The sequence below is a fragment of the Catellatospora sp. NPDC049133 genome (genome assembly GCF_040648455.1).
GTDB lineage: Bacteria > Actinomycetota > Actinomycetes > Mycobacteriales > Micromonosporaceae > Catellatospora > Catellatospora aurea.
The window spans coordinates 159,622-186,316 of sequence record NZ_JBEZDT010000013.1 but is presented as its reverse complement, the minus strand read 5'-3'; the positions used below and the strand labels follow the sequence as shown (position 1 = coordinate 186,316).

Annotated in this window: 27 protein-coding genes and 1 pseudogene; 7 read left to right on the top strand and 21 right to left on the bottom strand. The window is 71.9% G+C overall.

From position 1 onward, the window contains the following. Positions 1-15: 15 nt before the first annotated feature. On the bottom strand, positions 16-987 hold the full coding sequence (locus tag AB0B35_RS17345; protein WP_361046239.1) for a GNAT family N-acetyltransferase: 972 nt from the start codon (positions 985-987) through the stop codon (positions 16-18). Between the two features lie 187 nt (positions 988-1,174). On the opposite strand from AB0B35_RS17345, the gene AB0B35_RS17340 reads away from it, so the two are divergent. Next, positions 1,175-2,335, top strand: coding sequence for an LCP family protein (locus AB0B35_RS17340; RefSeq protein WP_361046236.1), 1,161 nt, complete (start codon positions 1,175-1,177; stop codon positions 2,333-2,335). Here the strand turns inward: AB0B35_RS17340 and AB0B35_RS17335 are convergent. The 17 genes and pseudogenes from AB0B35_RS17335 to AB0B35_RS17255 form a co-directional block, all read right to left on the bottom strand. Further along, on the bottom strand, positions 2,332-3,246 hold the full coding sequence (locus AB0B35_RS17335) for an SDR family oxidoreductase (protein ID WP_361046234.1): 915 nt from the start codon (positions 3,244-3,246) through the stop codon (positions 2,332-2,334). The genes AB0B35_RS17340 and AB0B35_RS17335 overlap by 4 nt on opposite strands. 70 nt (positions 3,247-3,316) lie before the next feature. Then, positions 3,317-3,481 carry a hypothetical protein gene (locus AB0B35_RS17330; RefSeq protein WP_361046232.1) on the bottom strand — a complete coding sequence of 55 codons (165 nt, stop codon included), beginning with the start codon at positions 3,479-3,481 and terminating at the stop codon, positions 3,317-3,319. After that, a pseudogene (locus AB0B35_RS17325) lies at positions 3,478-3,978 on the bottom strand (GNAT family N-acetyltransferase); the annotation flags it as partial. The pseudogene AB0B35_RS17325 and the gene AB0B35_RS17330, both read right to left, overlap by 4 nt. A gap of 66 nt (positions 3,979-4,044) precedes the next feature. Then, on the bottom strand, positions 4,045-5,745 hold the full coding sequence (locus AB0B35_RS17320) for a proline--tRNA ligase (protein ID WP_361046230.1): 1,701 nt from the start codon (positions 5,743-5,745) through the stop codon (positions 4,045-4,047). Positions 5,746-5,841: 96 nt separating this feature from the next. After that, a complete protein-coding gene (locus AB0B35_RS17315) occupies positions 5,842-6,468 on the bottom strand; it encodes a hypothetical protein (RefSeq protein ID WP_361046227.1) in 627 nt (208 codons plus the stop codon). A 26-nt stretch (positions 6,469-6,494) separates the two neighbouring features. Next, positions 6,495-7,055 carry a septal ring lytic transglycosylase RlpA family protein gene (locus AB0B35_RS17310; RefSeq protein WP_361046225.1) on the bottom strand — a complete coding sequence of 187 codons (561 nt, stop codon included), beginning with the start codon at positions 7,053-7,055 and terminating at the stop codon, positions 6,495-6,497. Between the two features lie 205 nt (positions 7,056-7,260). Continuing rightward, the gene (locus AB0B35_RS17305; RefSeq protein ID WP_361046223.1) at positions 7,261-8,433 is read right to left on the bottom strand and encodes a hypothetical protein; all 1,173 of its coding nucleotides are present in this window, start codon (positions 8,431-8,433) and stop codon (positions 7,261-7,263) included. After that, positions 8,430-8,951, bottom strand: a complete 522-nt coding sequence (locus AB0B35_RS17300; protein WP_361046220.1) for a SigE family RNA polymerase sigma factor — start codon at positions 8,949-8,951, stop codon at positions 8,430-8,432. Before AB0B35_RS17300 ends, AB0B35_RS17305 begins: the two co-directional genes overlap by 4 nt. Before the next feature lie 87 nt (positions 8,952-9,038). Next, positions 9,039-9,389 (bottom strand): hypothetical protein, encoded by a 351-nt coding sequence (locus AB0B35_RS17295; RefSeq protein WP_361046217.1) that lies wholly within the window; start codon positions 9,387-9,389, stop codon positions 9,039-9,041. A gap of 153 nt (positions 9,390-9,542) precedes the next feature. Next, positions 9,543-10,769: a helix-turn-helix transcriptional regulator gene (locus AB0B35_RS17290; RefSeq protein WP_361046214.1), complete on the bottom strand. Its 1,227-nt coding sequence runs from the start codon at positions 10,767-10,769 to the stop codon at positions 9,543-9,545. A 34-nt stretch (positions 10,770-10,803) separates the two neighbouring features. Next, positions 10,804-11,310: a potassium channel family protein gene (locus AB0B35_RS17285; RefSeq protein WP_361046211.1), complete on the bottom strand. Its 507-nt coding sequence runs from the start codon at positions 11,308-11,310 to the stop codon at positions 10,804-10,806. 176 nt (positions 11,311-11,486) lie between these two features. Beyond that, on the bottom strand, positions 11,487-12,524 hold the full coding sequence (locus AB0B35_RS17280; RefSeq protein WP_361046209.1) for a formylglycine-generating enzyme family protein: 1,038 nt from the start codon (positions 12,522-12,524) through the stop codon (positions 11,487-11,489). 60 nt (positions 12,525-12,584) lie between these two features. Further along, positions 12,585-14,000, bottom strand: a complete 1,416-nt coding sequence (locus AB0B35_RS17275; protein WP_361046206.1) for a sulfatase — start codon at positions 13,998-14,000, stop codon at positions 12,585-12,587. Between the two features lie 144 nt (positions 14,001-14,144). After that, complete coding sequence (locus AB0B35_RS17270; RefSeq protein ID WP_360525240.1) at positions 14,145-14,222, bottom strand: putative leader peptide; 78 nt, start codon at positions 14,220-14,222, stop codon at positions 14,145-14,147. Positions 14,223-14,317: 95 nt separating this feature from the next. Continuing rightward, the gene (locus AB0B35_RS17265) at positions 14,318-14,773 is read right to left on the bottom strand and encodes a hypothetical protein (RefSeq protein WP_361046205.1); all 456 of its coding nucleotides are present in this window, start codon (positions 14,771-14,773) and stop codon (positions 14,318-14,320) included. 78 nt (positions 14,774-14,851) lie between these two features. Continuing rightward, entirely contained in the window at positions 14,852-15,571 is a 720-nt protein-coding gene (locus AB0B35_RS17260) for a hypothetical protein (protein WP_361046202.1), read from the bottom strand. A 54-nt stretch (positions 15,572-15,625) separates the two neighbouring features. After that, entirely contained in the window at positions 15,626-16,204 is a 579-nt protein-coding gene (locus AB0B35_RS17255) for a peroxiredoxin-like family protein (RefSeq protein WP_361046199.1), read from the bottom strand. 69 nt (positions 16,205-16,273) lie between these two features. Between AB0B35_RS17255 and AB0B35_RS17250 the strand changes: the two genes are divergently transcribed. Next, the gene (locus tag AB0B35_RS17250) at positions 16,274-16,882 is read left to right on the top strand and encodes a TetR/AcrR family transcriptional regulator (RefSeq protein WP_361046197.1); all 609 of its coding nucleotides are present in this window, start codon (positions 16,274-16,276) and stop codon (positions 16,880-16,882) included. Positions 16,883-16,932: 50 nt separating this feature from the next. Here the strand turns inward: AB0B35_RS17250 and AB0B35_RS17245 are convergent, their stop codons facing one another. Further along, positions 16,933-17,730 (bottom strand): helix-turn-helix domain-containing protein, encoded by a 798-nt coding sequence (locus tag AB0B35_RS17245; RefSeq protein ID WP_361046194.1) that lies wholly within the window; start codon positions 17,728-17,730, stop codon positions 16,933-16,935. A 67-nt stretch (positions 17,731-17,797) separates the two neighbouring features. Here AB0B35_RS17245 and AB0B35_RS17240 point away from each other — a divergent pair, with 67 nt between their 5' ends. Beyond that, on the top strand, positions 17,798-18,637 hold the full coding sequence (locus AB0B35_RS17240; RefSeq protein WP_361046191.1) for an alpha/beta hydrolase: 840 nt from the start codon (positions 17,798-17,800) through the stop codon (positions 18,635-18,637). Between the two features lie 6 nt (positions 18,638-18,643). Here the strand turns inward: AB0B35_RS17240 and AB0B35_RS17235 are convergent, their stop codons facing one another. Together AB0B35_RS17235 and AB0B35_RS17230 are read right to left on the bottom strand one after the other, a co-directional pair. Next, positions 18,644-19,234 carry a hypothetical protein gene (locus AB0B35_RS17235; protein WP_361046189.1) on the bottom strand — a complete coding sequence of 197 codons (591 nt, stop codon included), beginning with the start codon at positions 19,232-19,234 and terminating at the stop codon, positions 18,644-18,646. 126 nt (positions 19,235-19,360) lie between these two features. Then, positions 19,361-20,380 carry an LPXTG cell wall anchor domain-containing protein gene (locus AB0B35_RS17230; protein ID WP_361046186.1) on the bottom strand — a complete coding sequence of 340 codons (1,020 nt, stop codon included), beginning with the start codon at positions 20,378-20,380 and terminating at the stop codon, positions 19,361-19,363. Between the two features lie 176 nt (positions 20,381-20,556). On the opposite strand from AB0B35_RS17230, the gene AB0B35_RS17225 reads away from it, so the two are divergent. From AB0B35_RS17225 to AB0B35_RS17210, 4 genes are all read left to right on the top strand, one after another. Further along, complete coding sequence (locus AB0B35_RS17225) at positions 20,557-22,053, top strand: hypothetical protein (RefSeq protein WP_361046184.1); 1,497 nt, start codon at positions 20,557-20,559, stop codon at positions 22,051-22,053. A gap of 56 nt (positions 22,054-22,109) precedes the next feature. Further along, entirely contained in the window at positions 22,110-22,547 is a 438-nt protein-coding gene (locus tag AB0B35_RS17220; protein WP_361046181.1) for a hypothetical protein, read from the top strand. 125 nt (positions 22,548-22,672) lie between these two features. Further along, entirely contained in the window at positions 22,673-23,269 is a 597-nt protein-coding gene (locus tag AB0B35_RS17215) for a hypothetical protein (protein ID WP_361046179.1), read from the top strand. Positions 23,270-23,403: 134 nt separating this feature from the next. Further along, positions 23,404-26,631, top strand: a complete 3,228-nt coding sequence (locus tag AB0B35_RS17210) for a lamin tail domain-containing protein (RefSeq protein WP_361046322.1) — start codon at positions 23,404-23,406, stop codon at positions 26,629-26,631. The last annotated feature ends 64 nt before the right edge of the window (positions 26,632-26,695 follow it).

Sequence of the window (26,695 nt, the reverse complement as noted above, 5' to 3'; positions counted from 1 at the left end):
ACCGCGGGCGCGGGATCAGCTCATCCGCTCCAGCCACGGCCGGCTCGCCTTGCCGAAGGGCTCGGCGTGCGCGCGTACCGCCGCGAGCAGCTCTTCGGCGTTGCGCCGGGCTCCGGCGACGACGTCGTCGGGGTAGGCGAACAGGACCCGGTGCTCGTCGAACTCGTCCTCGTCGAGCAGTTCCACCTCGCCGGTCTCGCGGCGGCGTACCACGTCGAGGTCCAGGTCGATGGAGACGACCTCGTCAGGGCCGTGCCACACCGGCCGGTCGGACACGTCGATGTAGAGCTCGGTGCGGTGCGGGGCGGCGTTGAACGCAGCCACCCAGTCGCCCTCGTGCGGGATCAGCACCACGTGCGCGACCGGGAAGAACACGGCCGGTTCCGCGCCGCGCCGCCACGGCGTGTGCGTCGTCGCGCCCAGCCACACCCCGTGCTCGTCCTCGCCGAGCCGGGGCATGGTGGCGTGCCAGTGCAGGCGGCCGTCGTACTTGCGGGCCACCACCCGCACGTCGCCTGGCCGCGGCGCGAGATCCTTCTCCAGCCAGTGCCGGGCGTACGGGTTGCCGTTGTAGTCGCCGATCTCGTGGTAGCCGCCGGTCCGGTACAACTGCAGGGCTTCGGGCTGGCGGTCGCCGGTGTCGAGGCGGATGCGCCGGTAGCCGCGCCGCCGGGCGACGTCCTCCAGCTCGACCATCATGGTGCGGGCCAGGTTACGTCCGCGGGCGGCGGGGCGCAGGAACACCCGCCGCACCTCGGCGCTGTGGTCGTCGCACCGGCGCAGGCCGCCGCAGCCGATCGGTTCGTCGCCGTCGTACATGACCAGCCAGGTGCCGTCGGGTGCGCGTAGTTCCGCGAGGTCCAGGGCCGGGGCCGAGGCAGCGCCGGACCGTTCGTAGCGGGCGCCGATGTCGGCGAGGAACTCGGCGGTCAGCTCCCGCGACACGTCGTCGTCGGGGTCCTGCACCGCGATGCGCACCTTCGGCACGTCGATCCTCCCTCGTCCGGCTCCACATCGAGAATGCCGTATCGACGCCGGTCAGGTCACGTCACCCCGATCATCCGGTGTGGACGGCACAGATTCGTCCCCGGATCGCGGCAACATCCGGCGGTGGTGCACCCGTCCTCAAGAGGAGTGGGCGGCGCGGCGCGTCGCCCGTCGAGAGGAGCGACCTGTGTCCCAGCGCCGCCGCCGTGCATCCGCCAAAGCCGCCCCGCCTCCTGCCCGCCGCCGCGCCCCGCTGTGGAGCAAGCTCGCCGTGACGTTCGGGGCGCTGCTGATGATGATCTCCGGTGGCAGCCTGATCGCGGTCAAGTCCTTCGCCGACACGCTGCTCGACAGCGTCGAGGTCGCGGCTCCGGAGGTGCTCGCGGGGCCCTCGGGGTCGGCCGCACCCGACGCCTCGGCGCTCAAGGGCGCGTTCGACATCCTGCTGTTGGGCATCGACACGCGGTCGGGGCAGAAGGCCGACAACGCGCGCTCGGACACCATCATGATCGTGCACGTGTCGGCCTCGCACCGGGAGGCGTACATGCTGTCGGTGCCGCGCGACGTGCGGGTCAACGTGCCGGGCCACGGCTACCGCAAGGTCAACGGCGCGTTCCAGGCCGGGCTCGGGCCCAAGGGCGACTGGGCGGGCGGCCTGAAGGTCGCCGCGCAGACGATCGGCAAGCTGACCGGGATCACGTTCGAGGCCGCGGTGGTCATCGACTTCAGTGGCTTCAACAAGGTCATCAAGGCGCTGGGCAGCGTGCGCATGTGCGTGGAGGCCGACACGAGGTCGATCCACCATTTCATGGTCAAGGGCAAGCCGAAGTACGTCGGCGGCATGGAGAACGACACCGAGGCCAACGCGTACGCCAACCGCACCGGCAACCAGCGCTACGTGCACAGGAAGGGCTGCCGGGACATGCAGGACTGGGAGGCGCTGGACTTCGCCCGGCAGCGCTACCTGCCGGACAACTCCCTCGACTACGGCCGCCAGCGCCACCAGCAGCAGCTCATGCAGGCGATGGTGGCGAAGGCGACCTCCGCGGGGGTGCTCACCGACATCGGCAAGGTCAACAACCTGATCCGGGCGGCCGGTGAGTCGATGCTGGTCAGCCTGCCCCGGGGCATGGACGTCATCGACTTCTTCTTCGCCATGCAGGACATCGCCGCCGCCGACCTGCTGTCACTGAAGACCAACGGCGGCTGGTACAACGGCTACGTGATCAACAAGGAGTCGTTCGAGGACCTCAACGAGACGTCGAAGCTGATGTTCAAAGCCGCCTCGGTCGACAAGCTCGGCGAGTTCGTCCTGATCCACCCGGAGATCGTGAACAAGAAGCCCTAGCGGTATCCGGTGACGTCGGCCGGCTTGCCCGGGTCCTGGACCTCCACCAGGTAGCGCCAGCAGTCCGGCCGGCTGCCGTCGAGGTCGGTGAACCCGTACTCCCGCGCGAGCTGCCCGCTGGAGACCGACTGGCCGTTCCACCGGGCGACCCGCGGATCGGCGGCGAGCGCGGCGACGGCGCGGCCGGTGTACGCAGGGGACTCCGAGATCGCGAAGTGGGGTTGCGCGGCCACGGCGACACGCCAGGTGGCCTCCGTGACGCCGTAGTGCTCCAGCATGATCTCCGAGCGCATCCAGCCGGGTGTCAGCGCGACCGCGGTGGCCCCGTACGGTGCGAGTTCCTTGCCCTGGGCGAACGCCATCCGCAGCACGGACATCTTGGCCAGGTCGTAGTAGAAGCCGACCCGGTAGTTGGCGCGGTTGTACTCCTCGGTGCCGTCGGTCATGCCCACCACCAGGCCGCCGGGCTGCTTGATCAGCAGCGGCAGCGCGTAGTGGCTGGTGATGATGTGGGTGTCGACGGCCAGCCGCAGGATGCGCAGGCCGGTCTCCAGGTCGTCCTCCCACAGCTTCTTGTCCCAGCTGAACAGCTTCTCGGCACCCCAGATGGCGTTGACCAGGACGTCGAGGCGGCCCTGCTCGGCGTCGATCCGCTGGACGAGCCGCTCGACCTGCTCCGGCACCAGATGGTCGACCTGCACCGGGATCGCGGTGCCACCGGCGGCGCGGACCAGCTCCGCCGTCTCCTCGATCGTCTCCGGCCGGTCCATCTCCGAGCGCTGCGCGGCGGTGCTGCGCCCGGTGAGATAAACAGTGGCACCCTGCGCACCCAACTGCACGGCGACCTGCCGCCCCGCGCTCCGCGTAGCACCCGCGACCAGGGCGATCTTTCCTGCCAACGTGTCATTCACAGGTCGATCCTGTCAGCGAACCCTGACAGGTCCTGTCATGTTTTGGAGCAATGTCCCGGTGGTCTGCCGTTTACTTGTCCGGCAAGTGTGGGTGCTGCGGGAAGCTCGCCGCCCGACCGGCGCGCCGCCACGGGGTGTGCCGGGTGCCGCCCAGCCACACGCCGTGCTCGTCCTGGCCGAGGCGGCGCAGGGTGGTGTGCCAGTGCGGGCGGCCGTGGAACTTTCGGAAGGTCACGCGTACCTCGTCGGCCGACGCAGGTCTTTCTCCAGCCGGTGCAGGGTGGGCACGCCGTCGTCGACGGGCCGGTAGCCCGCGGAGAGGTACAGGCCCAGCGCCTCGGGCTGGCGGTCGCCGGTGCTAAGCCGCAGCCGCGTGTAGCCGAATCCGCGCGCGGCGTCCTCCAACTCGACCAGCAGCGAGCGCCCAACCTGGCGGCCCCGGGCGGCCTCGCGCAGGTACACCCATTTGATCTCGCCGGTGTGCTCGTCGAGCCCGCGCAGGCCGCCGCAGCCGACCGGCTCGCCACCGTCGTACACCACGAACCACGCCGCCCCGGGCGCATCCAGCACCGGCAGCGCGTCGGTCACCGCATCCGCGCTGAAGTCCTGCTCGGGGTAGCGCCGCGCCAGTTCGGCCACGAACTCCCCGCGCAGGTCACGGGAGGCGGCGTCGCCGGTGTGGCGTCGCTCGATCCGGATCTCTCCCGGCATGGTCCCTCGCCTTCTCAGGCGCGAAACGCGCCGTCCCGCCCGTGTCGCGGCTGCGGCATGAACGGTACGGCGCGTTTCGGCTCGTGGTCACTCGGTGGCGCGCACCGCGGCGGTGACGTGGGCGATCGCGCCCGCCAGCGGGATGCGCTCGGTGTGGCCGGTGGCCCGGTCGGTGAACTCGACGGTGCCTTCGGCCAGGCCGCGGGCGGCGACCGTGATCCGGTACGGCACCCCGATCAGCTCGATGTCGCTGAACTTCACCCCGGGCCGCTCCGCCCGGTCGTCGAGCAGCACGTCCATGCGCTGCCCGCGCAGCCCGGCGTACAGCGACTCGGCTGCCGCGACGACGTCGTCGGCGTTGCCGAGCACCGCGATCGCGATCTCGAACGGCGCGACCGTCACCGGCCAGACGATGCCCTTGTCGTCGTGGTGCGTCTCGACGATCGCGGCCAGCGCGCGTTCGACGCCGATGCCGTAGCACCCCATGACCGGGTTGACCCGCTCGCCGTCGGCGCCGAGCACGGTGACGCCGAGGGTCTCGGTGTAGCGGCCGCCGAGCTTGAAGATGTGTCCGATCTCGACGGTGCGCAGCACGTCCAGGGGCTGCTCGCAGCGGGCGCAGGGTTCGCCGGCGACGACTTCGCGCAGGTCGGCCCAGCGGCCCACGGCGATGTCGCGTTCGACGTCGACGCCGCGCAGGTGCACGCCGTCGCGGTTGGCGCCCGTGGTCATGTCGCGGCGGCCGCGCAGGGCGAGGTCGGCCAGGATCGGCAGGCCGGTGACGCCGACGCCGCCGAGGCTGCCCGGCAGCGCGCCGAGCGCCTCGCGGATCTCCTCGGGGTGCGCGGGGCGCACGTTCACCGCGGCCAGGGTGTCGACGAGCTTCTGCTCGACCAGGGCGTGGTCACCGCGCATCAGCACGAGGGTGAGCTGGTCGTCGACGACGTACACCAGGGTCTTGACCTGGCGGTCGGCGGTGACGCCGAAGCCGGTGACCAGGTCCTCGATGGTGCGCGCGGCCGGGGTGTCGAACGCCTCGGGCGCGCTCAGGCCGTCGCCGTCGGCGACCTGGGGCAGGTGCGAGGTGGCCTTCTCGACGTTCGCGGCGTACCCGCAGGCGCAGTGCACGACGATGTCCTCGCCGGCGGCGGTGGGGCACATGAACTCGATCGAGTCGCTGCCGCCCATGATGCCGCTGGACGCCTCGACCGGGATCGCGGGAATGCCGAGCCGGGCGAAGAGCCGCGTGTACGCCTCGTGGTGCAGCTCGAAGGAGCGGTCGAGCCCGGCGTCGTCGACGTCGAAGCTGTAGGAGTCCTTCATGGTGAACTCGCGGACCCGGATCAGGCCGCTCTTGGGGCGGGGCTCGTCGCGGAACTTCGTCTGGAACTGGTACCAGCGCTGGGGCAGGTCGCGGTAGGAGCGCAGCTCCTGGGCGACGGTGGTGAAGATCTCCTCGTGGGTCATGCCCATCGCGACGTCGGCGCCCTTGCGGTCGGTCAGCCGGAACATCTCCGCGCCGATCTTGTCCCACCGGCCGCTCTTCTGCCAGACCTCGGCCGGCTGCATGGTGGGCAGCAGGAACTCCTGCGCCCCGATGCGCGACATCTCCTCGCGGATCACCTCGATGATCTTCGCGCGGACCCGGACGGCCAGCGGGAGCAGCGAGTAGTGGCCCGCCATCAGCTGCCGGATGTAGCCCGCGCGCAGGAGCAGCCGGTGGCTGACAGCGTCCGCCCCCGCCGGGTCCTGGCGGAGGGTCGGGACGTAGAGCTCTGACCAGCGCATGACACGTACACCTGCACTCTCTGCCTGTCGGACCGGCGGCGTGCCCGCCGGGCGATCCGCCGATCCTATGAGCAGGGAGTACGCGGCACGAGCCGTTTACGGCGTGGCGCGGTCCTGCATCTCCCAGGCGTGGTCGAGCACGTGCCAGGCGATCCGGCGCGCCGCGTAGGCGTGCGGCCAGCCGCCGCGCGGCGGGGCAGTGCCGTCGGTAGGGCTGCCCAGCACCTCCAGCACCTCGGCGCGCAGCGCCGCGGTGTCGCCGGGCGCGAGGTGCCTGACCCCGATCCGGCGGGCGTACGACACCTCCGCGGCGAGCACATGCTCGACCATCCGGTCCCGGTCCCGCCCCCCGCCGCGTGGACCTTTGCGCAGCTCGGCGGGGGTGACGGCGACGACGTCGGCGAAGACGTCCCAGGCGGCCCGCACGAGGGCGGCCTGCCGCTGCGCGGTGTCGTGGTCGCGGGGAGCGAAGTCGGCGCTCGCGGGCTGCTCCGGTGCGCCGAAGTCGGTGGTCGAGCCGCCGCGCACGCGTTCCACGACGCGCACGTCACCGGGCTCGAACGGGATCTTCGCCCGCTCGGCGACGACCGCGTAGCGCTCGGCGTAGGAGGTCAGCGCCGCGAGGGCGCGTTCCGCGTCGCGCCCGGAGCGGCACCAGCCGGGCCACTCCAGGGCGCACGCGAAGATCCGTTTTGAGCCGAGTTCCAGGTATATGGAGGCCACATGGACATACTGACATGCCTGAACGGCTAGGCCAGGATGTCGTACCGTACGGTCGTCACTCCGCTGCTCAGGTTCGCGATCTCGGCGAAGGCGGCCCGGGACAGGTCCAGGCAGCGCCCGGTGATGTAGGGGCCGCGGTCGTTGATGCGCACCACGACGGATTTGCCGTTGGCGGTGTTGGTGACCCGGACCCGGGTGTTGAACTTCAGCGACTTGTGCGCAGCGGTCAACGCGTCCGGGTCGAAGGTCTCGCCGTTGGCGGTGCCCTGCGGTTCGTCGTAGTAGGACGCCTTGCAGGTGCCGGAGTCGAGCACCGTGGCGGTCTCGGTCGGCGAGGCGGGAGCGTTGCGGTTGCCGCGGGACGGGCGCTGCGGGACTTCGCGGCGGGCGTCGGTGACCTTCGGTGACGGCGACGGTGTCGCGGCGGTCTCTCCGGCGGCGGCAGTGGGATCGTTCTGCTGGGGCTCGGCGGCCACCTCGGCGGCGATCAGACCGCCTCCGACCAGGACGGCCGTGGCGACGGTGGCGGTGGCGAACGGGGCGAGCCTGCGACGGGGCTTTCGGGGCAGTGAATGTCGGCCGGGCAAGGTGCTGACCTTCCGTAGGCAACAGGACGGGCGCCGGTCGCCACGTTCACGCGAACCGGGGCCGAAGCCGACCGTATCGAGGCGTACGCATGGCATGTCAAAAGGATCGAGCATATTGGGCGCTTTTGCCCCACAAGGTTCGCCCGATCGAACGACACCGCCCCCGCGACCCGAAGGCCGCAGGGGCGGTGTCGCCGCGCGACGGTCACGACCGGATCGGCCGCTCCGCCCACTTGCTCTCATCCCCGTGCGCGCCGTCGACGATCCGCACCGCCCTGGCGTAGGCCAGCAGCGTGTCCCGGCCCACCGGCGCGCTGACCTCCAACATGAATCCATTCAGGCCATGCAGCACCACCGTGCCGTCACCGACCACCGCGGGATGTCCATCCACCTGTTCGTTCACCGAACCAGGCTTGTCCGCGGGGGTCTCCGCCGAGTCCGCGATCACCGTCGTCTCCACATCCGGCGGGAACAGCAGCGGGTCGGTGTTGTCCGCCCGGCCGAACACCAGACCGGGCCGTACGAACGGGGTGCCGTCGCCGCGGGTGCCCCGGTAGACGGTGGTCCCGGTCAGCCGCGAGCACTCCGGGATGCCCGGGACCGTGAACGGCATGGTCACCGCCGTCCCGCGGCCGATCACGAGCTGCTCGGCGGCCTGCGCGGCCATCACCCGCAGCGCGGCCATGGCCTCGGCCGACGGCTGCCGGCCGGACTCCTGCGCACCGTCGGCGGCCGCCACGAAAGCCCAGCCGCCCTCGGCCCACTGCCAGCCCAGCCGCGCCGCATCCCGGCCGTACATGCCCTGCCGTCCGGGCAGCCACGAGGCGGGCCTGCCACCCACCTGGCCGGCGCTCTCGGCCCCGGTCAGGTCTACCGGTGCGAACTCGGTGGCGTCGTGGTTGCCGAACACGGGCTTGCCGCCCGCCGCGTATACGGTCACCTCCACGGTGAACCGCTCGGCCGCGTCGTACATGAGGACGGACTGCCAGTACCGAGCCGTCCGGAAAAGCTGCGGGTACAGGCCGGACACGCCGCTGACGTCCACCCAGTGCCGCAGGACGTCGAACTCGACAGGGGCGGTCCCGGCGGGGCGCGGCGAGGTCGACACCGACGGCGACGGCTCGGGGCTCGGGCACGGCGGTGGGGGAGGTCCGATCGTGACCCCCGGGCTCGCCCCCAGGTTCGCCGGGCCGTTCGCGGCGGAGAACCAGAACGGCACCGCCGCTCCGCCCGCCAGCAGCAGCGCCAGCGCGCCGGCCAGGCTCGCGCTCCGCATCCTGCGCTGCCGCCGACCCGTGCGCACGGCCCGCGCCACGTCCACGCCCGAGGGCGGCAGCGGGTCCTCCCGGAACGCGCCCAGCACTTCCTCGTCCATCATCGGTCTGCTCCCTTCGCTGTGGTCGCCGTGGCGGGATGCTCGCCGAGCAACCGCCGCAGGGTGGCCAGGCCGTCGGAGGTCTGGCTCTTCACCGTCCCCGGCGAGACCTGGAGGATCTCCGCGACCTCCTCGACCGAGCGGTCGGCGAGGAAGCGGAGCACCACCGCGGCACGCTGCCGCGGCGGCATCTGGCCGAGTGCCACCTGCAGCACCATCCGGGTGTCCACGTCCGCGGCGGCGGCGACCTGCTCGCTGCCCGCGTCGGAGGACAGGCTGACCCTGCTCCAGGCGAGCCTGCGGTCGTCGAGGAAGGTCCGCACCAGGATCGTGTGCAGGTACGCGTCGAGGTTGCGGGCCTGGCCCGCCTGTCGCCACTTCACGTACAGCCTGGTGATGGCCTGCTGCACCAGGTCGTCGCCCCGATGCGGATCGCCTGCCAGCTGCGCGGCGATCCGCCGCAAGGCGGGCAGCCGGGCGGTCACGTACGCGACGTACTCCCGCTCCTGTTCCCCGTTCATCACACCTCCGGTTGTCGCACTCACCCGGTCGACGGGCGCGGCGACGGCTCCGGTTGGGCGGAGGGTGAGACTAACGAAGGCGGGGATCTAGCGATGCAACCTCAAGAGGATGTCGTCGGGTGGCACGTCGACGACCTGTCCCACTTGCGGGCCTTCCGTGAGCTCTACGCGGGGTAAGCCCTGCTCATGGCCGGAGATGCCGACGATGCGCCCCACCGAGTCGGGGTGGCGGGCCAGTGCCACATGATCTCCGACGGCCACCTGCTCGCCACTGGAGATCACCCAGCGTGCCGGATCGGTCGTCGCCGCCAGGCGGTCGCGGATGGCCCGCACCACCGTGGTCGAGGCGTTCCAGTGGTGGGCTCTGCTGGCCGCGTACGCGCGCTGAATCTCCTGCTGGATCTCACGGTCCCCGTCCGGCTCCTGTCGCCCGTACACGCCCGTCCTCCCCGCGCGGAAGGCACCGAGGTGGACGGAGATGCGGTCACGCCCACCCCGGTGCCGATGGTGACCAGCCGTCTGGGGACTGGTCACGAGGACGGTATGGGCGTCGATGGAAGGGCAGGGGTAGGAACGGTACCCCCGGCTGGGTTACCGCAGCAGTCCGACGATGAGGGCGAGTTCGCGGGCGTCGTCACGGACGGGGCCGCCGTTGTCCACCAGGTCGAGGACGGCCTGCCGGACGAACAGGTCCCGTTCGGTCACGTCGACGTTCTCCCGCAGCGCTTTGCTGATCATGTGCACCACGCCGACGGGGTCGCCCGTCAGGTGGTAGGCGCGGGCGATGTCGATGTATGTGGCCGCCCGGCGGTGCGCGGGCAGCGCGCCGAGTTCGAGCCGGGCGGCGCGGCGAATGGCGCGGCCCGGGTGGAACAAGTCGGCTTCCATCCCGATCGCGGTCACGGCCACCTCGGCGGCACCGAACATGAGCCACGGATGCAGGTAACCCGTGGGCAGGGCGTTAGCCGCCTGCTCCGCCTTGTCCCAGCACCTCCACGCCAGTCCTTCATTGCCTGCCTTGCTGTGGGTACGGGCGGCCGCAAGTTGCAGTTTGCCCCAGCGGGCCAGCTGCTCGGTCTGACCGGAGTGGGGATCGAGGTCGGCGGCGGCCTGCTCGACCACCTCGTGAGCCTTGGTGAGCTGGCCGGACGCGCGATACAGGTGTGAGTAGTACCAGGCCGCGGCGGCGATGGCGCTCGGATCGTCGGCATCCTGCGCAGCGGACATCGCACGGTCGGCCGACAGCCACACCATCTCCGTGTACGGGCTGTATGCGAACAACTGTTGAGCGAGGTGGTAGGCCCTTGCGACACCGGCGCTGGCACGTCTGCGGGTCTGCCCGTCGAGGTGAGCGACCGCGCCTCGACCCTCAATGAGCAGGTCGGGCAGCACTGAGGCAATGGCGGCCTTGCCCGCCGGGGCGCTATGCCACAACTGCCACGCGTGATCGACGCGGCCGAGGAAGCGCTCAGCGTTCGGCTCAGCGGTGGGCGTGGGGCGCGCGTGGCTGGTCATCACCGCGATGACTGCATCACCGGGGGTGCTCGCAGCCTTGGTCACCGCGGCGACCGGTACAGAGTGGTTTCCGGTGAGGTCGGCCAGATCGGTGATACCCAGGACTTCGGCCAGACGCAGCAGCATCGGCAGGCGAGGCTGAAGGATGCGGCCGTTCTCCACGGCCTTGACCCATTCTTCCGACCGGCCGACAAGTCCTCCCAAGACGGCCCGCGTCTTGCCCGCGCGCTCGCGATGGCTTCGCAACCTGATACCGAACGAGTTCGAACTGTTCACGGCAGGTGCCTCCCGCACGAGGGTCACTGCCTCAGACGGTACGGGCTGACCGCCGGTGGAGCTAGCCCGCGCCGCGGCGCTCGCGGGCGCGGGCGGCGATCTGTTTGGACAGCACGGACAGGCCGGTTGCGATGATCACGGTGTTGAACACCATCTGCACGCACAGCAGGCCGCGGGCCACCTGGCCCTGCGCGTGCACGTCGCCGAACCCGACGGTGGCCAGCGTGGACAGCGCGAAGTACAGCCCGTCGAGCCGGGTGTTCAGGTCGACGAACTCTCCGGGCGCGTTGATCGCGACGAGGTAGTCGGCCAGCGCGAAGAACAGCACCCCGCCGACCAGTGCGGTGAGCAAGCCGGTCAGTGGGGCTTCGGCGACGTCGAGTTGGCGGCTGACCTGGCGCACGATGAGCATTACCGCGACGGCCAGCCCGACGAGCGTCGCCAGTGCGCGGACGATCAGTGGCAAGGTGCCTTGCCCGCTGTCGGTCGGCACGACGAAGTACACGACGAGCAGCAGCACGCTGTTGATCAATGGCTGCACGATCGGGTGCCGTCGAATGACCGACATGCGGTTATTGTCGCCTACGAAGTCTCTCCCCGGCCTGCGACGCGACGGTCAGTCAGGCGGCGGCGCGCTGCGGAATTCGACTTGCCCGCAGCGTTGGGCGGAGGCGCAGCCTCCAGTTCCTTTCGTGGAGGTTGACTTACCAGGCCCGTCGATCATAAGTCGCGCTTGTTGCGGAATCACCCCGCAGCGACCCGGAAGCCGATGTTGCCTGCCGAGCTGTCGGGAGTGTTGGAGGAGCGGGCCGCGATGCGGTAGCGGTTGCAGTACGACTCGTGGCACATGTGCGAGCCGCCGCGCATCACCCGCGCCGTGCCCTCGGCCGGCCCGGCGGGATCGACCCGTGGGCCGGTGACGTGGAAGTCGACGCTGAACCAGTCCGCGCACCACTCCCACACGTTGCCCGCGACGTTGAACAGGCCGTATCCGTTGGGCCGGTACGACTTCACCGGCGCGGTGCCCAGGTGCCCGTCGGCGGCGGTGTTGCGGGCCGGGAACTCGCCCTGCCAGATGTTGCACAGGTGCCGCCCGCCCGGGGTCAGCTCGTCACCCCACGGGTAGCGGGCCTGCTCCAGGCCGCCCCGGGCGGCGTACTCCCATTCGGCCTCGGTCGGCAGCCGGGTGCCCGACCAGTCGCAGTAGGCCTGGGCGTCGTGCCAGGACACGTGCACCACGGGATGGTTCTGCAGCGCGCCGACGTCGGAGCCGGGACCGTACGGCCGCCGCCAGTCGGCTCCGGGCACCACCGCCCACCACGGCGCGGCCTGCACCCGCTGCGCCTGGCGGGCCTGCTGCGGCGGCAGGAACCCCTCGAACACGAACGAGAACCCGAACCGCTCGGCGTCGGTGAGGTGCCCGGTGGCCTTCACGAACGTGGCGAACTGCGCGTTGGTGACCGTGGTCGGGTCGATGCGGAACGGGCGCAGCTCGATCTCGCGGACCGGGCCCTCGCCGTCGGCGGGGAAGCCCTCGGCGTCGTCGGTGCCCATCAGGAACCTGCCGCCGGGTATGGCGACGGTGCGCCCAGCGGCCCGCGACGGTGTGCGGGTGTCCGGGGGGCTCGGTCGGTGGGTCCGGGACACGGCGTGCGGACCATGCGTATCCGGCTGCGCGGTCGTCGTCGCGGAGCTGCCTGTCGGCCTCGCGGTGAGTGCGAGCAGGGCGGGCCCGGTGCTGTCCGTCGAGGGTGCGCAGCAGGCGGGTGGGTGTGCGGTCATGCTGGTCCCATCATCGGCCCGGCGGCGGGGCGTCCCCGCCGCCGGGCGGTGCCGGTCGGGTCAGGGTGCGGTGCTGCCGGAGCTGACGCGGTCGGCGGCCAGCTGCGCCGCCAGCGCGGGGATGCCCAGTGCCTGTTCCTGGGCGGGGGTGGCGTTGTGGAGCTTGTTGACCAACTGGTGCGGGTCGTTGGTCAGGTCGTAGTACTCGCGGAACAGCACCGCGCCGGAGCCGGTCGGCAGGCCGTTGTTGTCGGTGTGCAGTTGGTAGTACTCGGTGTACTGCTTGTTCGCGCCGATGTACGACGCCCAGGTGAGCGGGCCGCCGGTGCCGGTGCCGTGCTTGAAGAACTCGGTCAGCACGCGGGTCCGCCGGTGGGAGCCGAGCAGGGAGTGCCCGTCCTGCGGATACTGCGCGTCGGGGGTGATCCCGGCCGCGTCGAGGATGGTCGGCGCGATGTCGATGTTGGCCGCGAGCCGGCTGTCGTTGGTGCCGGTGTCCAGACCGCCGGCCGGCCAGGACACGAAGAACGGCACCTCGACGACGGGGGTGTAGGGCACCGACTTCTTGGTCCAGCCGTGGTCGCCCCAGGCGAAGCCGTTGTCGGCGATGAAGAAGACCAGCGTGTTGTCCAGCTGGCCGAGGGCTTCGAGCTTGTCGTGCACGGCCTGCACGGCGTCGTCGACCGACAGCAGGGTGCGCAGCTGGTTGGTGCGGATGTTGCGGCCGTCGGCCAGGGTGCCGGTGGCGTCCTGGATGAAGCCGGGCTTGTCGCTGCGGTCGCCTTCGGGCACCGACGGGCGGCCGTCCCACGTCGGCACGGCCGTGTCGGCGTACTTGCCCTCGGGGGTGTTCGGGCCGTGGGAGGCGTACGGGGCGAGGTAGAGGAACCAGGGGCGGGTGTCGGCGACGCTGCGGTCGAGGAAGCTCAGTGCCCGGTTCTTCACCACGGTGGTGGTGTAGTTGTTGATCGTCTGGACGGTGCCGTCGACGTTCCAGGTGCCGTTGTTGAAGGTCGGCGGGGCGAGCACCGCGAACTCGTCGAAGTGGGGCGGGTTGTCCTCGACGTCCCAGCCGTTGAGGTACTTGCCGTACAGGCCGGTGCGGTAGCCGGCCTGCTGCAGGTAGCGCTGCACGGTGGAGTGGTGGTTCAGGTTCGCGGCGTGCTGGTTGCCGCGTACGCCGTGGTTGTGCGCGTACTGGCCGGTGAAGATCGAGGAGCGGCCCGGCGCGCACAGCGGCGTGGTCGCGTGCCCCCGGGTGAACTCGACGCCGTTGCCGGTCAGCCAGGCCCGCGTCTTCGGGATCGCCCACGCCGTCTGCTTCGGATGGTCGTCGGTGACGATCACGAGGACGTTCGGCCTGGTGTCGGCGGCCTGCGCGGCGGCCGCGGGCCAGCCGGCGGCCGCGGTCGCGCCCGCCGCGGCGGTGGCCGCGAGCAGGGTGCGCCGCTTCAGCGAAGGGGTGCTGTCGGACATGGGCTTCCTTTCGTACGCGCACGGCGGCGTCACGCCGCGCAGCAGGAGGTGCCCGGCGCACAGCCGGGTGAAGGGGGAGCGGGGCGGCGGTGGCGGTGCCACACGGCCGCGGTCAGCCGCCTGAGGGCGGGCCGGTCGCGCAGGTCAGCGCAGACAGAGGGAACTCGCCTGCCGCCGCAGATCGACGTGCCGGCGGGCCGTCAGCAAGGGCCTGCGCTCCATGTGTCCGAGCCTAGGAAGCGCCGCCGAGGATCTCAAGAAACTCAATATTTCGTGATTGTGGAAGTTGTGAACAGCCCGTCACGCGCAGGTCGCGGTCAGCGCCGCCGGGCGGAGGCGTCGATCTCCGCGTTGGCCTGCGCGACCCTGTCCGCGATCACCGCGCCGATGACGCCGAGCACGACGAGGTAGGCGCCGTGCAGCAGCGGGCTGGGCAGGGACAGCGCCGACAGCACGCTCCCGCCGGTTTCGAACGGCTGGCGGTCGAGGTGGAGCACGCCCTCGTCGTCGGTCATCGCGCTGGTCACGTACCAGCGCAGCGCCAGGTTCAGGGCGATGTTGACGACCAGGCCGAGCACGGGGACCAGCACCGGCTGGCGCAGTTTCAGCAGCCAGGCCGCGACTCCCGCGGCGACCAGCGCGACGACGGGCACCACCAGGTCGTGCGCGGCGTCGAAGCCGGCCACGTCGTCGCCGAGCAGGATGCCCACCAGGCCGGCGGCCAGGAAAGCGGCCAGACCGACGAGCGCACCGCGGCCGAGGACCCGAAGCATGGCGTACGCACCTTCCCGGTGATCAACGACGGGGGCCATCATCCGCCCGGTCGGCCGGTTCGGCAAGGGGCGGGCGGCTCACTCGGACTGGGTGGCCATTCGGGCCCGGAGGAACACGAGTTCGGCCTCGGTGCCGATGGCGCGCCGGTCCTGCGGGTGGTCGACGTACCAGCGGATGGCGTCGGCGACGAACCAAGGGTCGGCGTCCCAGCCGAGCGGGATCAGCGGGTTCTTGGCGAACGCCGGTGCCACGAGGTCGGGCTGGTCCACGGGCAGGGTGAGGTTCTGCTCGTTGCGGCGGGGCCGCAGCGGGGTGCCGCGCCGCAGTGCGGCCCAGGGCGTTACCGCCGAGCGCAGCCGGCGCACCCGTACACCGTCGGGCCACAGTTCCAGGCGGGGCAGGTCGCACCAGGACAGCAGCGCGCCGCCGACCGCGACCAGCGCGACCGGGATGTCCAGAAGGATGTCGAACAGGCTCAGCTCGGCCCAGGTCTCGCCGGGGCCCGGACCCACCAGGACCCCGGCGATCATGACCCAGGCGAGGTGGATGCCGAGCCACTGCCGCGACGAGGCGGTGAACGCGCCCGCCCGGACGTCGAACGTGGTCCGCTCCCCGCTCGGCCGCAGCACCAGGAGCAGTAGCAACGCGATCGCCGCCGCGAACTCGGCCCCTTGCATCAGGATGCCGATCGACACCAGTCGGTCCGGGACGTGGTGGGCGGCCGCCTGCCAGCCGGCCGTGAGCACGACGGTCAGCGCGATCAGGCCACGGGTGCGGGCGAGCCGGGAGGCGAACATGGCTCGGCATCGTACGTGCCGGACGCACCACCCCGAGGACCGTGTGCTCCGGGCTCACACCTGGGCGTTCGTGTGCCCGGCCGCACGGGCCAGGGTGAGCACCTCCTCGACGCTCCACTGGTCGTCGGCGTGCTCGCCGTACTTGGCGGCCAGCACGGTGCCGTCCGGCCCGATGAGGAAGTCCGCGGGCAGGCCGAGACGGCCGCCGGCCGGGCTGGTCGCGGGCAGGTGGGCCTTGCGCTGCGGCAGGAGCCAGAGGGCGACCGCGATGCCGCGCACGATTCCCGGCCAGGCGCGCGGGTCGAGCAGCGACCGTGCCCCGGCCTCGACGCCGAAGGCCCGGTACCAGTGCTTCTCGCCGTCGGCGATCGACGGGAAGGGCAGGCCGGTGACGTGTTCGAGCAGTTCGTCGGCCCCGGAGTGGAAGAACACGATCTCGCGGACGCCCGCTTCGGCGAGCCGGTCCGTGGCTCGGACGAAGGAGCGCAGGTGCAGGTGGCAGATCGGGCAGCCGGCGAAGCGCCGGAACTGCAGGTGGACGAGGCGGCCGGGGTGCGGGAAACGCACCGGTTCGCCGGTGACGGCGGTGAGCTCGGCGGAGGGTGCCCGGTCGCCGGGTACGAGCTTGGCCATGAGTACGCCCTTCGTAGGAGTACAACGTACGCCTACGAACTATAAGCGTATCTTGTACGCTGTCAAGCCGTGCCCCGCAAGCGATCGCTGACCACCGACCAGCTCGCCGCCGCCGCCCTGGCCGTGGTCGACCGTGACGGCCTCGCCGTGCTGACGATGCGCACCGTGGCGCAGGAACTGAACATGGGCACGATGTCGCTCTACCGGTACGTCAGTGACCGGGAGCAGCTCGAACGGCTGGTCGTGGAACTCGTGCTGGGCGGCGTCGACTTCACCGTGCCCGACCTGCCCACCTGGCAGGAACGCATCGCCGCGCTGTGCGAACGCATCCGGCTGGCGGTGCACGCGCACCCGGCCATGGTGCCGCTGCTGCTGGTGCACCGGCACGCCTCCCCGGGCGTACGCCGCAGCGGGGAGGCCATGCTGAGCGTCCTGGCCGGGGCGGGCTTCACCGGCGAGCGGCGGGTCATCGCGTTCCGCGCGCTGGTGAGCTACCTGATCGGCGCGCTGCAGGCCGAAGGGCTGGGGCCGCTGTCCGGCGCCGGCACCGACGTGCTGGCCACACTCGGCGAGCAGTACCCGTACCTGGCCGAGACGGCCGTGTCGGCGCGCGGCGTGACACCGCAGCGCGAGTTCGGCGAAGGGCTGGCGCTGCTGCTGCGCGGCCTCACGCCCTGATCCCGCGATCGCGACGGGCGGCTTGCTCCCGACGCGGTGGGGCGGCGGTGTCAGGCGGCTGCGCCGCCGTCGGCGAACAGACCGTCCAGCAGCAGCCGCAGCCCGCCGTCGAGGGCGTCCTTGCCCTGGCGGACCGGGTCGTAGTCTGCCGTGGACGATGATCCGGCCAGGGCCGTCGAGCGGGGAAAGCGCTGCGCGAAGTCGGGTGCCAGGCCGCTGAGCAGGGCGGAGCGTTCGGTCCACCACTGCTGGTCGGAGGTGCCGGTGGCTGCCGCGGCGGCCCGTGCCTCGGTGGCCGTCTGCGCGGCGCCCCGCACGAGGTGCAACAGCGCGCTGACGGCGGGACGCAGCCGGTCCGGCGGCAGTTCGGCGGCGTGCAGGACGCCCAGCAGCGATTCGAGGACCGTCTGCTCGTGCGGGCCGAGCACCGGCCGGGCGTAGGACACCTGCAGCAGCCACGGATGGCGCAGGTAGCGGCCCCACAGGTCGTCGGCCCAGGCCTGCACGGCGGCCCGCGGGCCGCTGTCGAGCGGGTACCGCTGCGGCCAGTCCGCGTGGGCGTGGTCGTACATCAGGTCGACGAGTTCGCGCTTGCTCGGCACGTAGGTGTAGAGCGCCATCGCCGAGGTGCCCAGCCGCTCGCCGACGGCGCGCATGGACAGCCGGTCCATCCCGTCGGCGTCGGCTATCGCGATGGCGGCATCGAGGATCGCGTCGACGGTGAGGCCCTGCTTCGGGCCGGGGGCGGCGCGGCTGGCGCGGGGCGCGTCGGGGCCCGCGGGGGAGTGCGCCCGCCACAGCAGCGCCATGGTCCGCGCAGGGTCGCCCTGGCCGCCGTACAACGTCATCTGGCATCTCCGTACACCGTAAGCTAATGTCTTCGCCAGGATCACTTTACGGCATACGGAGATGGTGATGGCGAGCGTACGACTGCACGACGGCAGCACGATCGATTTCGAGGCGCACGGCGACGGGCCCGTCCTGCTGCTGCCCGTCGACCCGGCCCCGCTGGAAGGCCCGAAGGCCGAGGCCATGCGCGCCTGGGGCGCCGACCCGGCGCTCGGGCAGTCGCTGATCAACGGGTTGCGCGACCGCTTCCGGGTCGTCGCCTTCGACTACGAGGGCCACGTCATGGCACACCCGAAACCCGAGACGCTCACCCCGGCCAACGCCGCCCGTGACCTGCTGGCCGTCGCCGACGCGGCAGGCGCCGACCGGTTCGCCTACTACGGCTACTCCTGGCTCGGGCTGCTCGGCCAGCAGCTCGCACTGCACACCGACCGGTTGTCCGCCCTGGTCATGGGCGGCTACCCGCCGGTCGGCGGCCCGTACGCGGCGATGCTCGCGGTGACCACCGCCGCGCACGCGGCATCCCTGAAAGCCGTGCAGCACCCGCCGACGCCGGCCGAGACCGTGCCCGGCGACTGGTCGACCGTCTCGGTCGTCACCACCGTCGACCAGACCCGCCAGTTCGTGACGCTGTACGAGTCGCTGCGCGACTTCGACGACCGCGCCGCCCAGCCGTCGCTGACCTGCCCGCGGCTGTGCGTCGTCGGCTCCGCCGACACCATGGAGTACGGCGAGCAGTGGGGCGGCGTCACCGTCGACATCGCCGGACCCGTGCAACGCGAGCGGGCCGCACTCGAAGCGCTCGGCTGGGACGTCGCCGTCCTCGACGGACTGGACCACATGCGGGCCATGCAGGCCGCGGCGGTGCTGCCGGTGCTGCGCCCCTGGCTGGAGTCCCGCCTGTGACCTGGATCAGCTCGCCTTCGCCCGCCGCGGCCGCCCCGCCAGCAGGCACAGCGCCGCGGTCGCCAGATACAGCACGGTGACCGCGAGCCAGCTCTGCCGGTGCTCGGTCAGCTCACTGGGCAGCATCGGATGCGCCAGCCCGTCCGGCTCCTCGACCACGGTCACCGACTCGCCGATGCGGTAGGCCGCCTCGTCGACGGTGAGCTCACCGCCGAGGGCCCGGCCGGAGTGGGCGGCCATCGCATAGTGGTAGCGGCCGGTAGGCCCGCCGCTCTCCCGCAACGACACGACCTGCGCCTCCACCAGGCCGCCGCGCAGCTGAAGCAGACTCGGCCCGGTCTCGCGCAACATGATCACGACGAACAGGAAACCGATCACCGCGGCCACCGCCGTCCAAACGGGACGGAAGCCGGTCACCGCGAACCAGCCCACGGCCAGACCCGCGGCGAGGATCAGCCCGACGGCCAGCCCCCGGTGCTCGGCGGGCAGCAGCGCGGTGCCCGCCAGGCCCGCCGCCAGCGCGGCCACGGTGATGACGAGGAACAGTCGCAGGCCGCGAAGCTGCCGAGGGTGTAGCGCGCGGAAGGGGTTGCGCATGGCGTAGAGAGTAAGGCCCGTCGCGGTCGGCCCCGCCCTGGCCGGACGTGCAGTCTTCGACCTGCCCATACGCGAGAGGAGGGCTCCCCTGGACGGGGAGCCCTCCTCTCAGCCGGCGGTGGCGGCTCAGGCGATGTGCTCGCGGCGGCGGCGCGATATCACCAGCACCACCGCGCCCAAGCCGACCAGCGCGACACCGGCCAGCGCGATGCCGGCCAGCGGTGCGCCGGTGCGCGGCAGGGTGCCGGTCTCCGGAGACGGGCTCGCCGAGACCGAAGGCGTGTCACTGTGCGACGGGTCGACCTGCGGAGACTCGCTGACCTGCGGCGACGGTGAGGTGCCGGTCTCGGCCGAGGGCGACGTGCCGACCTCCGGCGAGGAGCTCGGCTCGGGGGACTGCTCGGGCTCCGGGCTCGTCTCCGGGGAGGCCGACGCCTCCGGTGACGGGCTGGTCTCGGGCGACGGCGACTCCTCCGGCTGCGGCGTGACGTCGGCCGACGGGCTGGCCTCCGGCGACGCCGAAGCGCTCACCTCGGGCGACGGCGACACGCTCGCCTCGGCAGACGGCGACAGGCTCGCCACGGGCGACGGCGACGGCGACGGGAAGACGCTCGGCTCCGGCCTCGGGGAGGCGGACGGGCTCGACGCGGGCGGCGGGGTGTCCTTGCCGGCGCAGGTGTGCGTCACCACGAGCTTGAGCTTGTCGTTGCCCTTGCCGCCGGCCTTGACGGTCAGCTTGGCCTGCGCGGTCACCAGCTCCCAGCCGTGCGGCACGACGACCCAGGCCAGGTGCGGGTTCGCGGCGTTGGCGAAGCCGTCCGGGTAGGCGTCGGCGTCGCCGGTGCGGATGAAGGTCTCGATCTCGGAGGTGCCGTCGTCGAACGTCGCCTTCACGCCGACGACCTTGTCGAACTCGTTCGACGGCGCGTTGAAGACCCAGCCGTCCTTGCTGTCACCGATGTCACCGACCTCGGCGCAGTCGCGGGTGAAGTCTTCGGCCTCGCTGCCCTGGTGGGACTCCTGCAACACGACGTTGTACGGAGCGTCTGGCTTGTCATCGGCCAGCGCCGGGATGGCGGCGAAACCGATGGTGCCGGTGGCGAGCACCGCGCCCGCGATGATCGCGATGCGCCCGCGCTTGTTCATTGTTGCTCCGATTCTGGTCAGCAGTGTGCACGGTGATCCTGCCCGGTGGGTGGTCCCGGCAGATCACGTCCGCGGTCGGTCCTGGCGGCCCGTCGAGCCGCCATGTCCGACCGTTCGGCCAGCTCAGGAGACATTCGGATCAACCACCGGTTGACCCGGGCTCGTACTATCCGCGCATGCGGCGGGAGGAGATCGACACCGTACGGGTGCTCTGGCAGGAAATGCCCGGCGAATTCACGGCCACCCTGGCGTTCGCGGTGGGCGCCCGCGACGAGGACGTCGACCAGCTGGGCATCACCCACCTGGTCACCCGGCACCTGCTGTTGAGCCTGCTCGCGGAGCCCGACGGGACGGCAGGACTGCTGGAGACGGCGTTCACCCTGTCCGGTGAGCCGACCCGGGTCGCCGAAGACCTCACCGACCTCGCCGCGCTCGTCGCCGCCCCCGATCTCGGCGGCCTCGTGCTGACCGCGCAGCAGCTCGACGCCGCCGACCGGGCGATCACCCTCGACCTCGACGTCGACGACGCGGTGCGCGACCCGTGGGCGTCGCTGCTGGCGCGCCGGCTCGGCCCGACCGGCCCCGGCCTGCTGCGCTGGCCCGCCGTCGACGCGCACCGGTTCACCGCCGACGAGGTCCGCGCCCACCTGGCCCGCTGGTTCACCGCGGGCAACGCCGTGCTCACCTGCACCGGCCCGCCCCCGGCCGGGCTGCGCCTGCCGTTGCCGGCCGGGCCGCGCGCCGCCCATGCGACGAGTCCGGCGGGCAGCCCGACCGGACCGGCCTGGTATGCCGACGAGGTCGTCGCGCCCGGCATCGCCGTGACCGCCACGGCGGGCCCGCAGGCGTTCCTGCTGCTGCGGGTGCTCGGCATCCGGGTCGACGCGCTGCTGGAACGGGCCGGGGTGAAGGCCTGGTCCACCGAGTGGTCGACCCCGGTCGGCGGCGACCGGCTGGAACTGGGCCTGAGTCTCCACCTGCGCGGCAGGAACCGGCAGCGCGACAGCGGCGTGGCCGCCCGCATCCTGTGGCAGGAGCTGCTGCGGCTGGCTGCCGAAGAACCCGCGCCCGCCGAGCTGGCGGCCGTGGTCACCCGGCACACCCGGTCCCCGGCCGAGGACCCGCGACTACGTGCCGGGCTGCAACGCCTCGGCGTGCTCGCCGCGGCCGAGCAGGCGCACGCACAGGCTCCGCTGGCCGACGCCGCGCACCGGGAGCTGTTCGCCGTGTACGACGAGTTCGGCGAGAGCCAGGTGGCGGCCGCGGCTCGGCTCGGCCCGGCGGACGTACGGGCGGCCGCGGCGTCATGGCTGTCCTCGGCGCTGCTGGTCGTCCCGGTCGGGGTGGACATCGCGCTCGACGGGGTGACCCGGACCGGCTGCCCGGTCGGCTCGTTCACCCCGCAGGGCGAACTGCTGCGGCCGTCGCTGGCCCGGCGGCTGCGCGGCGCCAAGGACTCGCTCGTGCTGGGTGACGACGCGTGCCACCACGTCGCCGCCGACGGCACGGTGCACAGCTTCCCGATGGGCGACGTCATGCTCGTGCAGCGGCGGGGCGAGACCCTGCTCGGCAACATCCGGCACGGTTGCCTGGTCGACGTCAGCGGCTTCACCGGTGTCGACAAGCTGGTCACCCGCGTGCCGCCGCGCCGCCACCGGATCGCGCACGACTGAGCGAAACCGCAGGTCAGGGGCGTGCTCGATTTGACACCGCTCGTACGATCGTGCCCGTGACCTCGACAAACCTGACCTGGCTGGGCCGCGCCTCGGTGGCGGTGGCCTTCGTGTGCGCCGCAGCGCTCGCCTGGAGCTGGCTGCCGGCCCAGGCGGGCGACGGGTTCGTGCTGATCTTCATGCCTACGACGCTGGCCCTGGCGGTCGCCATCCCGGGGATGCTGGTCTCCCTGCGGCGGCTGCAGCCGGGCGAGGGCCGCCAGGCATCGACCATGGGGGCCTACCTGCGCTGGCTGCTGGCGGCCGCCCCGCGCTGGGCGCAGGCCTTCTGGGCGCTGGCGCTCGGTGTGGCGATGCTGGAGATCGTACGGGCGATGCTGGCCGGTCGATCGCACCCCGCCGACAACGTGCACACCTTCACCGCGACCGCCCTCTACTTCGCGGTGACCGCAGCGCTGATCTACCGGGCGCTGGCCCGCGAACAACAGGCCTGACCCCGGGCGGTCGGGCCTGTTGCCAGGGACAGCGCGTCGGCGCGCGGCGTGGCAGGCTGTCGCGAATGACGCCGGACGGGGTAACGCCGCGCCGCAGCAGAATGCGAGCCGCAGTGGGTGGTGTGATGTGGTTCCTCGCCGTGCTCACGGTAGGCGCGGCCTTGGCGATCACTCGTGACCCGGGGCTGTGGGTCGTCCTGCTCGATCACGGCAGCACGATCTCCTTCGTTCTCATCTGCCTGTCGGGCCTGCTGCTGGCGGCCGCCGGGCCGGTGTTCGGCCTCCGCTCGGTCCGGGCGCGCGGGCTCGGCTACGCGGCGGCCGCCGTCATGGCGCTGTGCGCCACCGGCACCTGGTTCATCAGCGGGGAACTCGACACGGTGAGCATGCGCGGCGAGCGGGCGCAGACCGTCGCGGTCTCCGCCGACGGCAGGTTCGAGGTGGTCAGCCGGGACGCCGTGTGGGGCCGACCCTACCTGTGGCTGCGGTCGCGGGCGGGTCTGTTCAGCCGGGAGGCGGCGGAGGAGCTGTCCTGTTTCACCGAGTCCGAGGGCGACAGCTACTGGGAGCCGATGGATCGGGTCGGGTTCACCGGCCCCGGCCAGGTGACGATCTGGCTTCAGGACGGCCGGTCCGGCACCGTCGAATACGACGGCCCGACACTCATCGTCACCGGGAGGCAGGGCGGCTGTGCAGGACCAGGACCGGCTCCAGGGCGGTGACGCCGCCCTGACCTGCGCGGGTTCACCATGGGTCCACAGTGTTCACCCATGGGTCATCGAGGCGGGTTTACCTCTTCGTGACCGGCCAGTAGGGTCATCCTCCTAACCCCGGGAGGATATCGATGCGTCGCACTATGCGCGCCGCTGTTGTGCTTGCCGTGCTGGCCGGATTCACCGCGGCGTCACCCGCCGCCCTGGCCGCGCCGAGCGACCTGCTCATCTCCGAGTACGTCGAGGGCAGCTCCAACAACAAGGCATTGGAGTTCTACAACGGCACCGGCTCGGCCGTGGACCTGGCCGCCGGGCAGTACGTCGTGCAGTTCTACTTCAACGGCGCCACCACCGCCGGCGGGACCATCGCGCTGACCGGCACGGTCGCCGACGGTGACGTGTTCGTGCTGGCCCACGCCAGCGCCAACGCCGCGATCCTGGCGCAGGCCGACCAGACCAGCTCCGCCAGCTTCTACAACGGCGACGACGCGATCGTGCTGCGTAAGGGCGGCGCGGCCGGACCGGTCGTGGACTCGCTCGGCCAGGTCGGCACCGACCCCGGCACCGAGTGGGGCACCGGCCTTGCCAGCACCGCCGACAACACGATCCGCCGCGACGCGGCCGTGTCGCTCGGCGACACCGAACCCGGCGACGCGTTCGACCCGGCGACCGGCTGGGTCGGCTACGCCACCGACACCGTCGACGGCCTCGGCGCGCACACCACCGGCGGCGGACCCGTCGACGCCCCCGCGACCCTGACCTGCGGCGGCGCGCTCACCGTGGCCCAGGGACAGGCGGGGACCCGCGCGGTCACCGCGACCGACGCCGACGACACGATCGTCGACCTCGCCGTCACGAACGTCGTCCCCGCCCCGGCGGCGGGCACGATCACGCGCACCGCGTTCACCCCGGCCGACGCCGTCGGCGGCACCGCGAGCGCGACCGTCACCGCCGACGCGGACCTGCCGTTCGGGTCGTACGCCGTGACGATGACCGCGACCGACACCGACGGCACCACCTCGACCTGCGGGTTCACCGTCACCGTCAACCGGGTGCTGAGCGTCGGCGAGGTGCAGGGCCCGACCACCGACGCCGAGAACGGCGTGCAGGACCGCTCGCCGCTGGCCCCGGCTTCCGGCACGGGCACCAGCAGCGCGCTGTACGACGTGCGCGGCGTGATCACCCAGCGCACCCTGGCCCGCACCTCGGCCGGAGCCGCGCAGTACGGCTTCTACCTGCAGTCGCGCACCGGCGCGACCGACGGCGACCCGACCAGCTCCGACGGCATCTTCGTGTTCATGGGCGGCTTCACGTCGCTGATCGGCGGCTACGTGCCGACCGTCGGCGACGAGGTCGTGGTGCGCGCACGGGTGTCGGAGTACTTCTTCATGACCCAGCTGTCCTCGGCGTCGCTGGTCCGCGTGATCGAGTCCGGGGTCACCGACACCACCGTCACCAACGCCACCCCGCCGCAGGACCTCGCCGCGGCGAACCGGTTCTGGGAGCGCCACGAGGGCGAGCAGCTGCGCGTGCGCGCGGGCAGTGTCGCGGCCAGCGGCCGGGACGTGTTCGCCTCGACCGCCGACTCCGAGGTGTACGTCCTCGACGTCGACGACCCGCTGCTGGACCGCACCGACCCGCTGACGCGGCGGGTGTACCGCGACGCGCACCCGATGGACAACGACACCGCGCACGTCTTCGACGACGGCAACGGCACCCGGATCATGCTGGGCACCACGGGTGTCAAGTGGACCGCGCAGGACATGGCCGCGCTGCTACCGCCCGCGCACACGTTCGACGTGCTGGCCGCGGACGCGGTCGGCGGTCTGAACTTCTCCTTCGACAAGTACGGCATCCAGGTCGCCTCCGCCGACTTCGGCGCGGGCGCGGACCCGTCGGCCAACAACGCTCCCGCCCCGATCAACCGGGACCGTGAGCTGGCCGTGGCGACGTACAACGTCGAGAACCTGTACGACTTCCGCGACGACCCGTTCGACGGCTGCGACTACCTGGGCAACACCGGCTGCCCGGGGGTCTCGCCGCCGTTCGACTACGTGCCGCTCAACGAGGCCGACTACCAGGCGCATCTGGGCGCGCTGGCGTCGCAGATCGCGAACGACCTGCACGGCCCCGACCTGCTGCTCGTGCAGGAGGCCGAGGACCAGGACATCTGCACCGTCACCGCCGGCGCGCTGGTCTGCGGCGACGTGAACAACGCCGACGGCAAGCCGGACACGCTGCAAGAGCTGGCCCTGGCGGTCGCGGCTGCGGGCGGCCCGGCCTACGACGCGGCGTACGACCGCGACGGCGCGGACGCCCGGGGCATCGTCGCCGGGTTCCTGTACCGCACGGACCGGCTCACCCTGGCGGCCCCGTCGGCGGTGCTGACGGCGACGCCGGGCGTGGAGTTCCGGTCGGCGGCGCTGGGCTACAACGCCGACGTGCAGAACCCGAAGTCGCTCAACGCGGTGCTGCCCGACGACGTCGACAGGTCCACCGGCGTGGACGGGTCGAACGTGTTCACCCGTGCCCCGCAGGTGGCGCGGTTCACCGTTGCGGCGCAGCCGGGCAGCTCGGACGTCTACGAGCTGTGGGCGGTGTCGAACCACTACTCCTCGACTCCGCAGGCGCGGGTCGGGCAGCGCACCGAGCAGGCCCGTTACGGCGCGGCGATCGTCGCCGCGATCGAGGCGGCGTCCCCGCACGCCCGGGTGGTGTACGGCGGCGACCTGAACGTGTTCCCGAGGCCGGACGACCCGATCGCCATGTCCGACAGCGACACCCCGTCGGACCAGCTCAAGCCGCTGTATGACCTGGGTCTGCACAACCTGTGGAACGACCTGGCCACGCAGGTGCCCGGCAGCGCGTACTCGTACGTGTTCCAGGGCCAGGCGCAGACGCTGGACCACCTGTTCGTCAACGACGAGCTCTACGGTGACCTGGTCAAGATCCGGGCGGCGCACATCAACGCCGACTGGGCCGCCGACCACGACGGCGACGGCGCGCGCGGGGCCAGCGACCACGACCCGCAGGTGGCCGTGTTCCGTACCCGTGCTTCGCTGCGGGTCTCGGACGCGACCGCGGTCGAGGGGCAGCCGCTGGCGTTCACGGTGACGCTGTCGCGGCCGCTGTCCCAGGATCTGAGCGTGTGCGGTGCGACGGTGCCCGACACTGCCAAACTCCTGCTGGACTTCACGCCGTACCTGGGTTGCCGGACCATCCCGGCGGGCCAGGTGTCGGTGACGTTCCCGGTCGAGACCAGGACGGACCGGCTGACCGAGCCCGCTGAGAAGCTGTGGCTGGGCGTCGTGGCCGATCCGCGGGTCGTCGACCTGGCCGACATCACCGGCCAGGGCACGATCACAGGCTAGCGGTGGGGCACGTGGGGCCGGGTGCGCGCAAGCGCCCCGGCCCCACGTCGTATCCGGGTCACCC

Bases quoted from the DNA above. Each gene is read 5' to 3' on its own strand.
- AB0B35_RS17320 (WP_361046230.1), bottom strand. From the start codon at position 5,745: ATGCGCTGGTCAGAGCTCTACGTCCCGACCCTCCGCCAGGACCCGGCG.
- AB0B35_RS17305 (WP_361046223.1), bottom strand. From the start codon at position 8,433: ATGATGGACGAGGAAGTGCTGGGCGCGTTCCGGGAGGACCCGCTGCCG.
- AB0B35_RS17300 (WP_361046220.1), bottom strand. From the start codon at position 8,951: ATGAACGGGGAACAGGAGCGGGAGTACGTCGCGTACGTGACCGCCCGG.
- AB0B35_RS17285 (WP_361046211.1), bottom strand. From the start codon at position 11,310: ATGTCGGTCATTCGACGGCACCCGATCGTGCAGCCATTGATCAACAGC.
- AB0B35_RS17280 (WP_361046209.1), bottom strand. From the start codon at position 12,524: ATGACCGCACACCCACCCGCCTGCTGCGCACCCTCGACGGACAGCACC.
- AB0B35_RS17275 (WP_361046206.1), bottom strand. From the start codon at position 14,000: ATGTCCGACAGCACCCCTTCGCTGAAGCGGCGCACCCTGCTCGCGGCC.
- AB0B35_RS17270 (WP_360525240.1), bottom strand. From the start codon at position 14,222: ATGGAGCGCAGGCCCTTGCTGACGGCCCGCCGGCACGTCGATCTGCGG.
- AB0B35_RS17265 (WP_361046205.1), bottom strand. From the start codon at position 14,773: ATGCTTCGGGTCCTCGGCCGCGGTGCGCTCGTCGGTCTGGCCGCTTTC.
- AB0B35_RS17260 (WP_361046202.1), bottom strand. From the start codon at position 15,571: ATGTTCGCCTCCCGGCTCGCCCGCACCCGTGGCCTGATCGCGCTGACC.
- AB0B35_RS17255 (WP_361046199.1), bottom strand. From the start codon at position 16,204: ATGGCCAAGCTCGTACCCGGCGACCGGGCACCCTCCGCCGAGCTCACC.
- AB0B35_RS17245 (WP_361046194.1), bottom strand. From the start codon at position 17,730: ATGACGTTGTACGGCGGCCAGGGCGACCCTGCGCGGACCATGGCGCTG.
- AB0B35_RS17240 (WP_361046191.1), top strand. From the start codon at position 17,798: ATGGCGAGCGTACGACTGCACGACGGCAGCACGATCGATTTCGAGGCG.
- AB0B35_RS17235 (WP_361046189.1), bottom strand. From the start codon at position 19,234: ATGCGCAACCCCTTCCGCGCGCTACACCCTCGGCAGCTTCGCGGCCTG.
- AB0B35_RS17230 (WP_361046186.1), bottom strand. From the start codon at position 20,380: ATGAACAAGCGCGGGCGCATCGCGATCATCGCGGGCGCGGTGCTCGCC.
- AB0B35_RS17225 (WP_361046184.1), top strand. From the start codon at position 20,557: ATGCGGCGGGAGGAGATCGACACCGTACGGGTGCTCTGGCAGGAAATG.
- AB0B35_RS17215 (WP_361046179.1), top strand. From the start codon at position 22,673: ATGTGGTTCCTCGCCGTGCTCACGGTAGGCGCGGCCTTGGCGATCACT.
- AB0B35_RS17210 (WP_361046322.1), top strand. From the start codon at position 23,404: ATGCGCGCCGCTGTTGTGCTTGCCGTGCTGGCCGGATTCACCGCGGCG.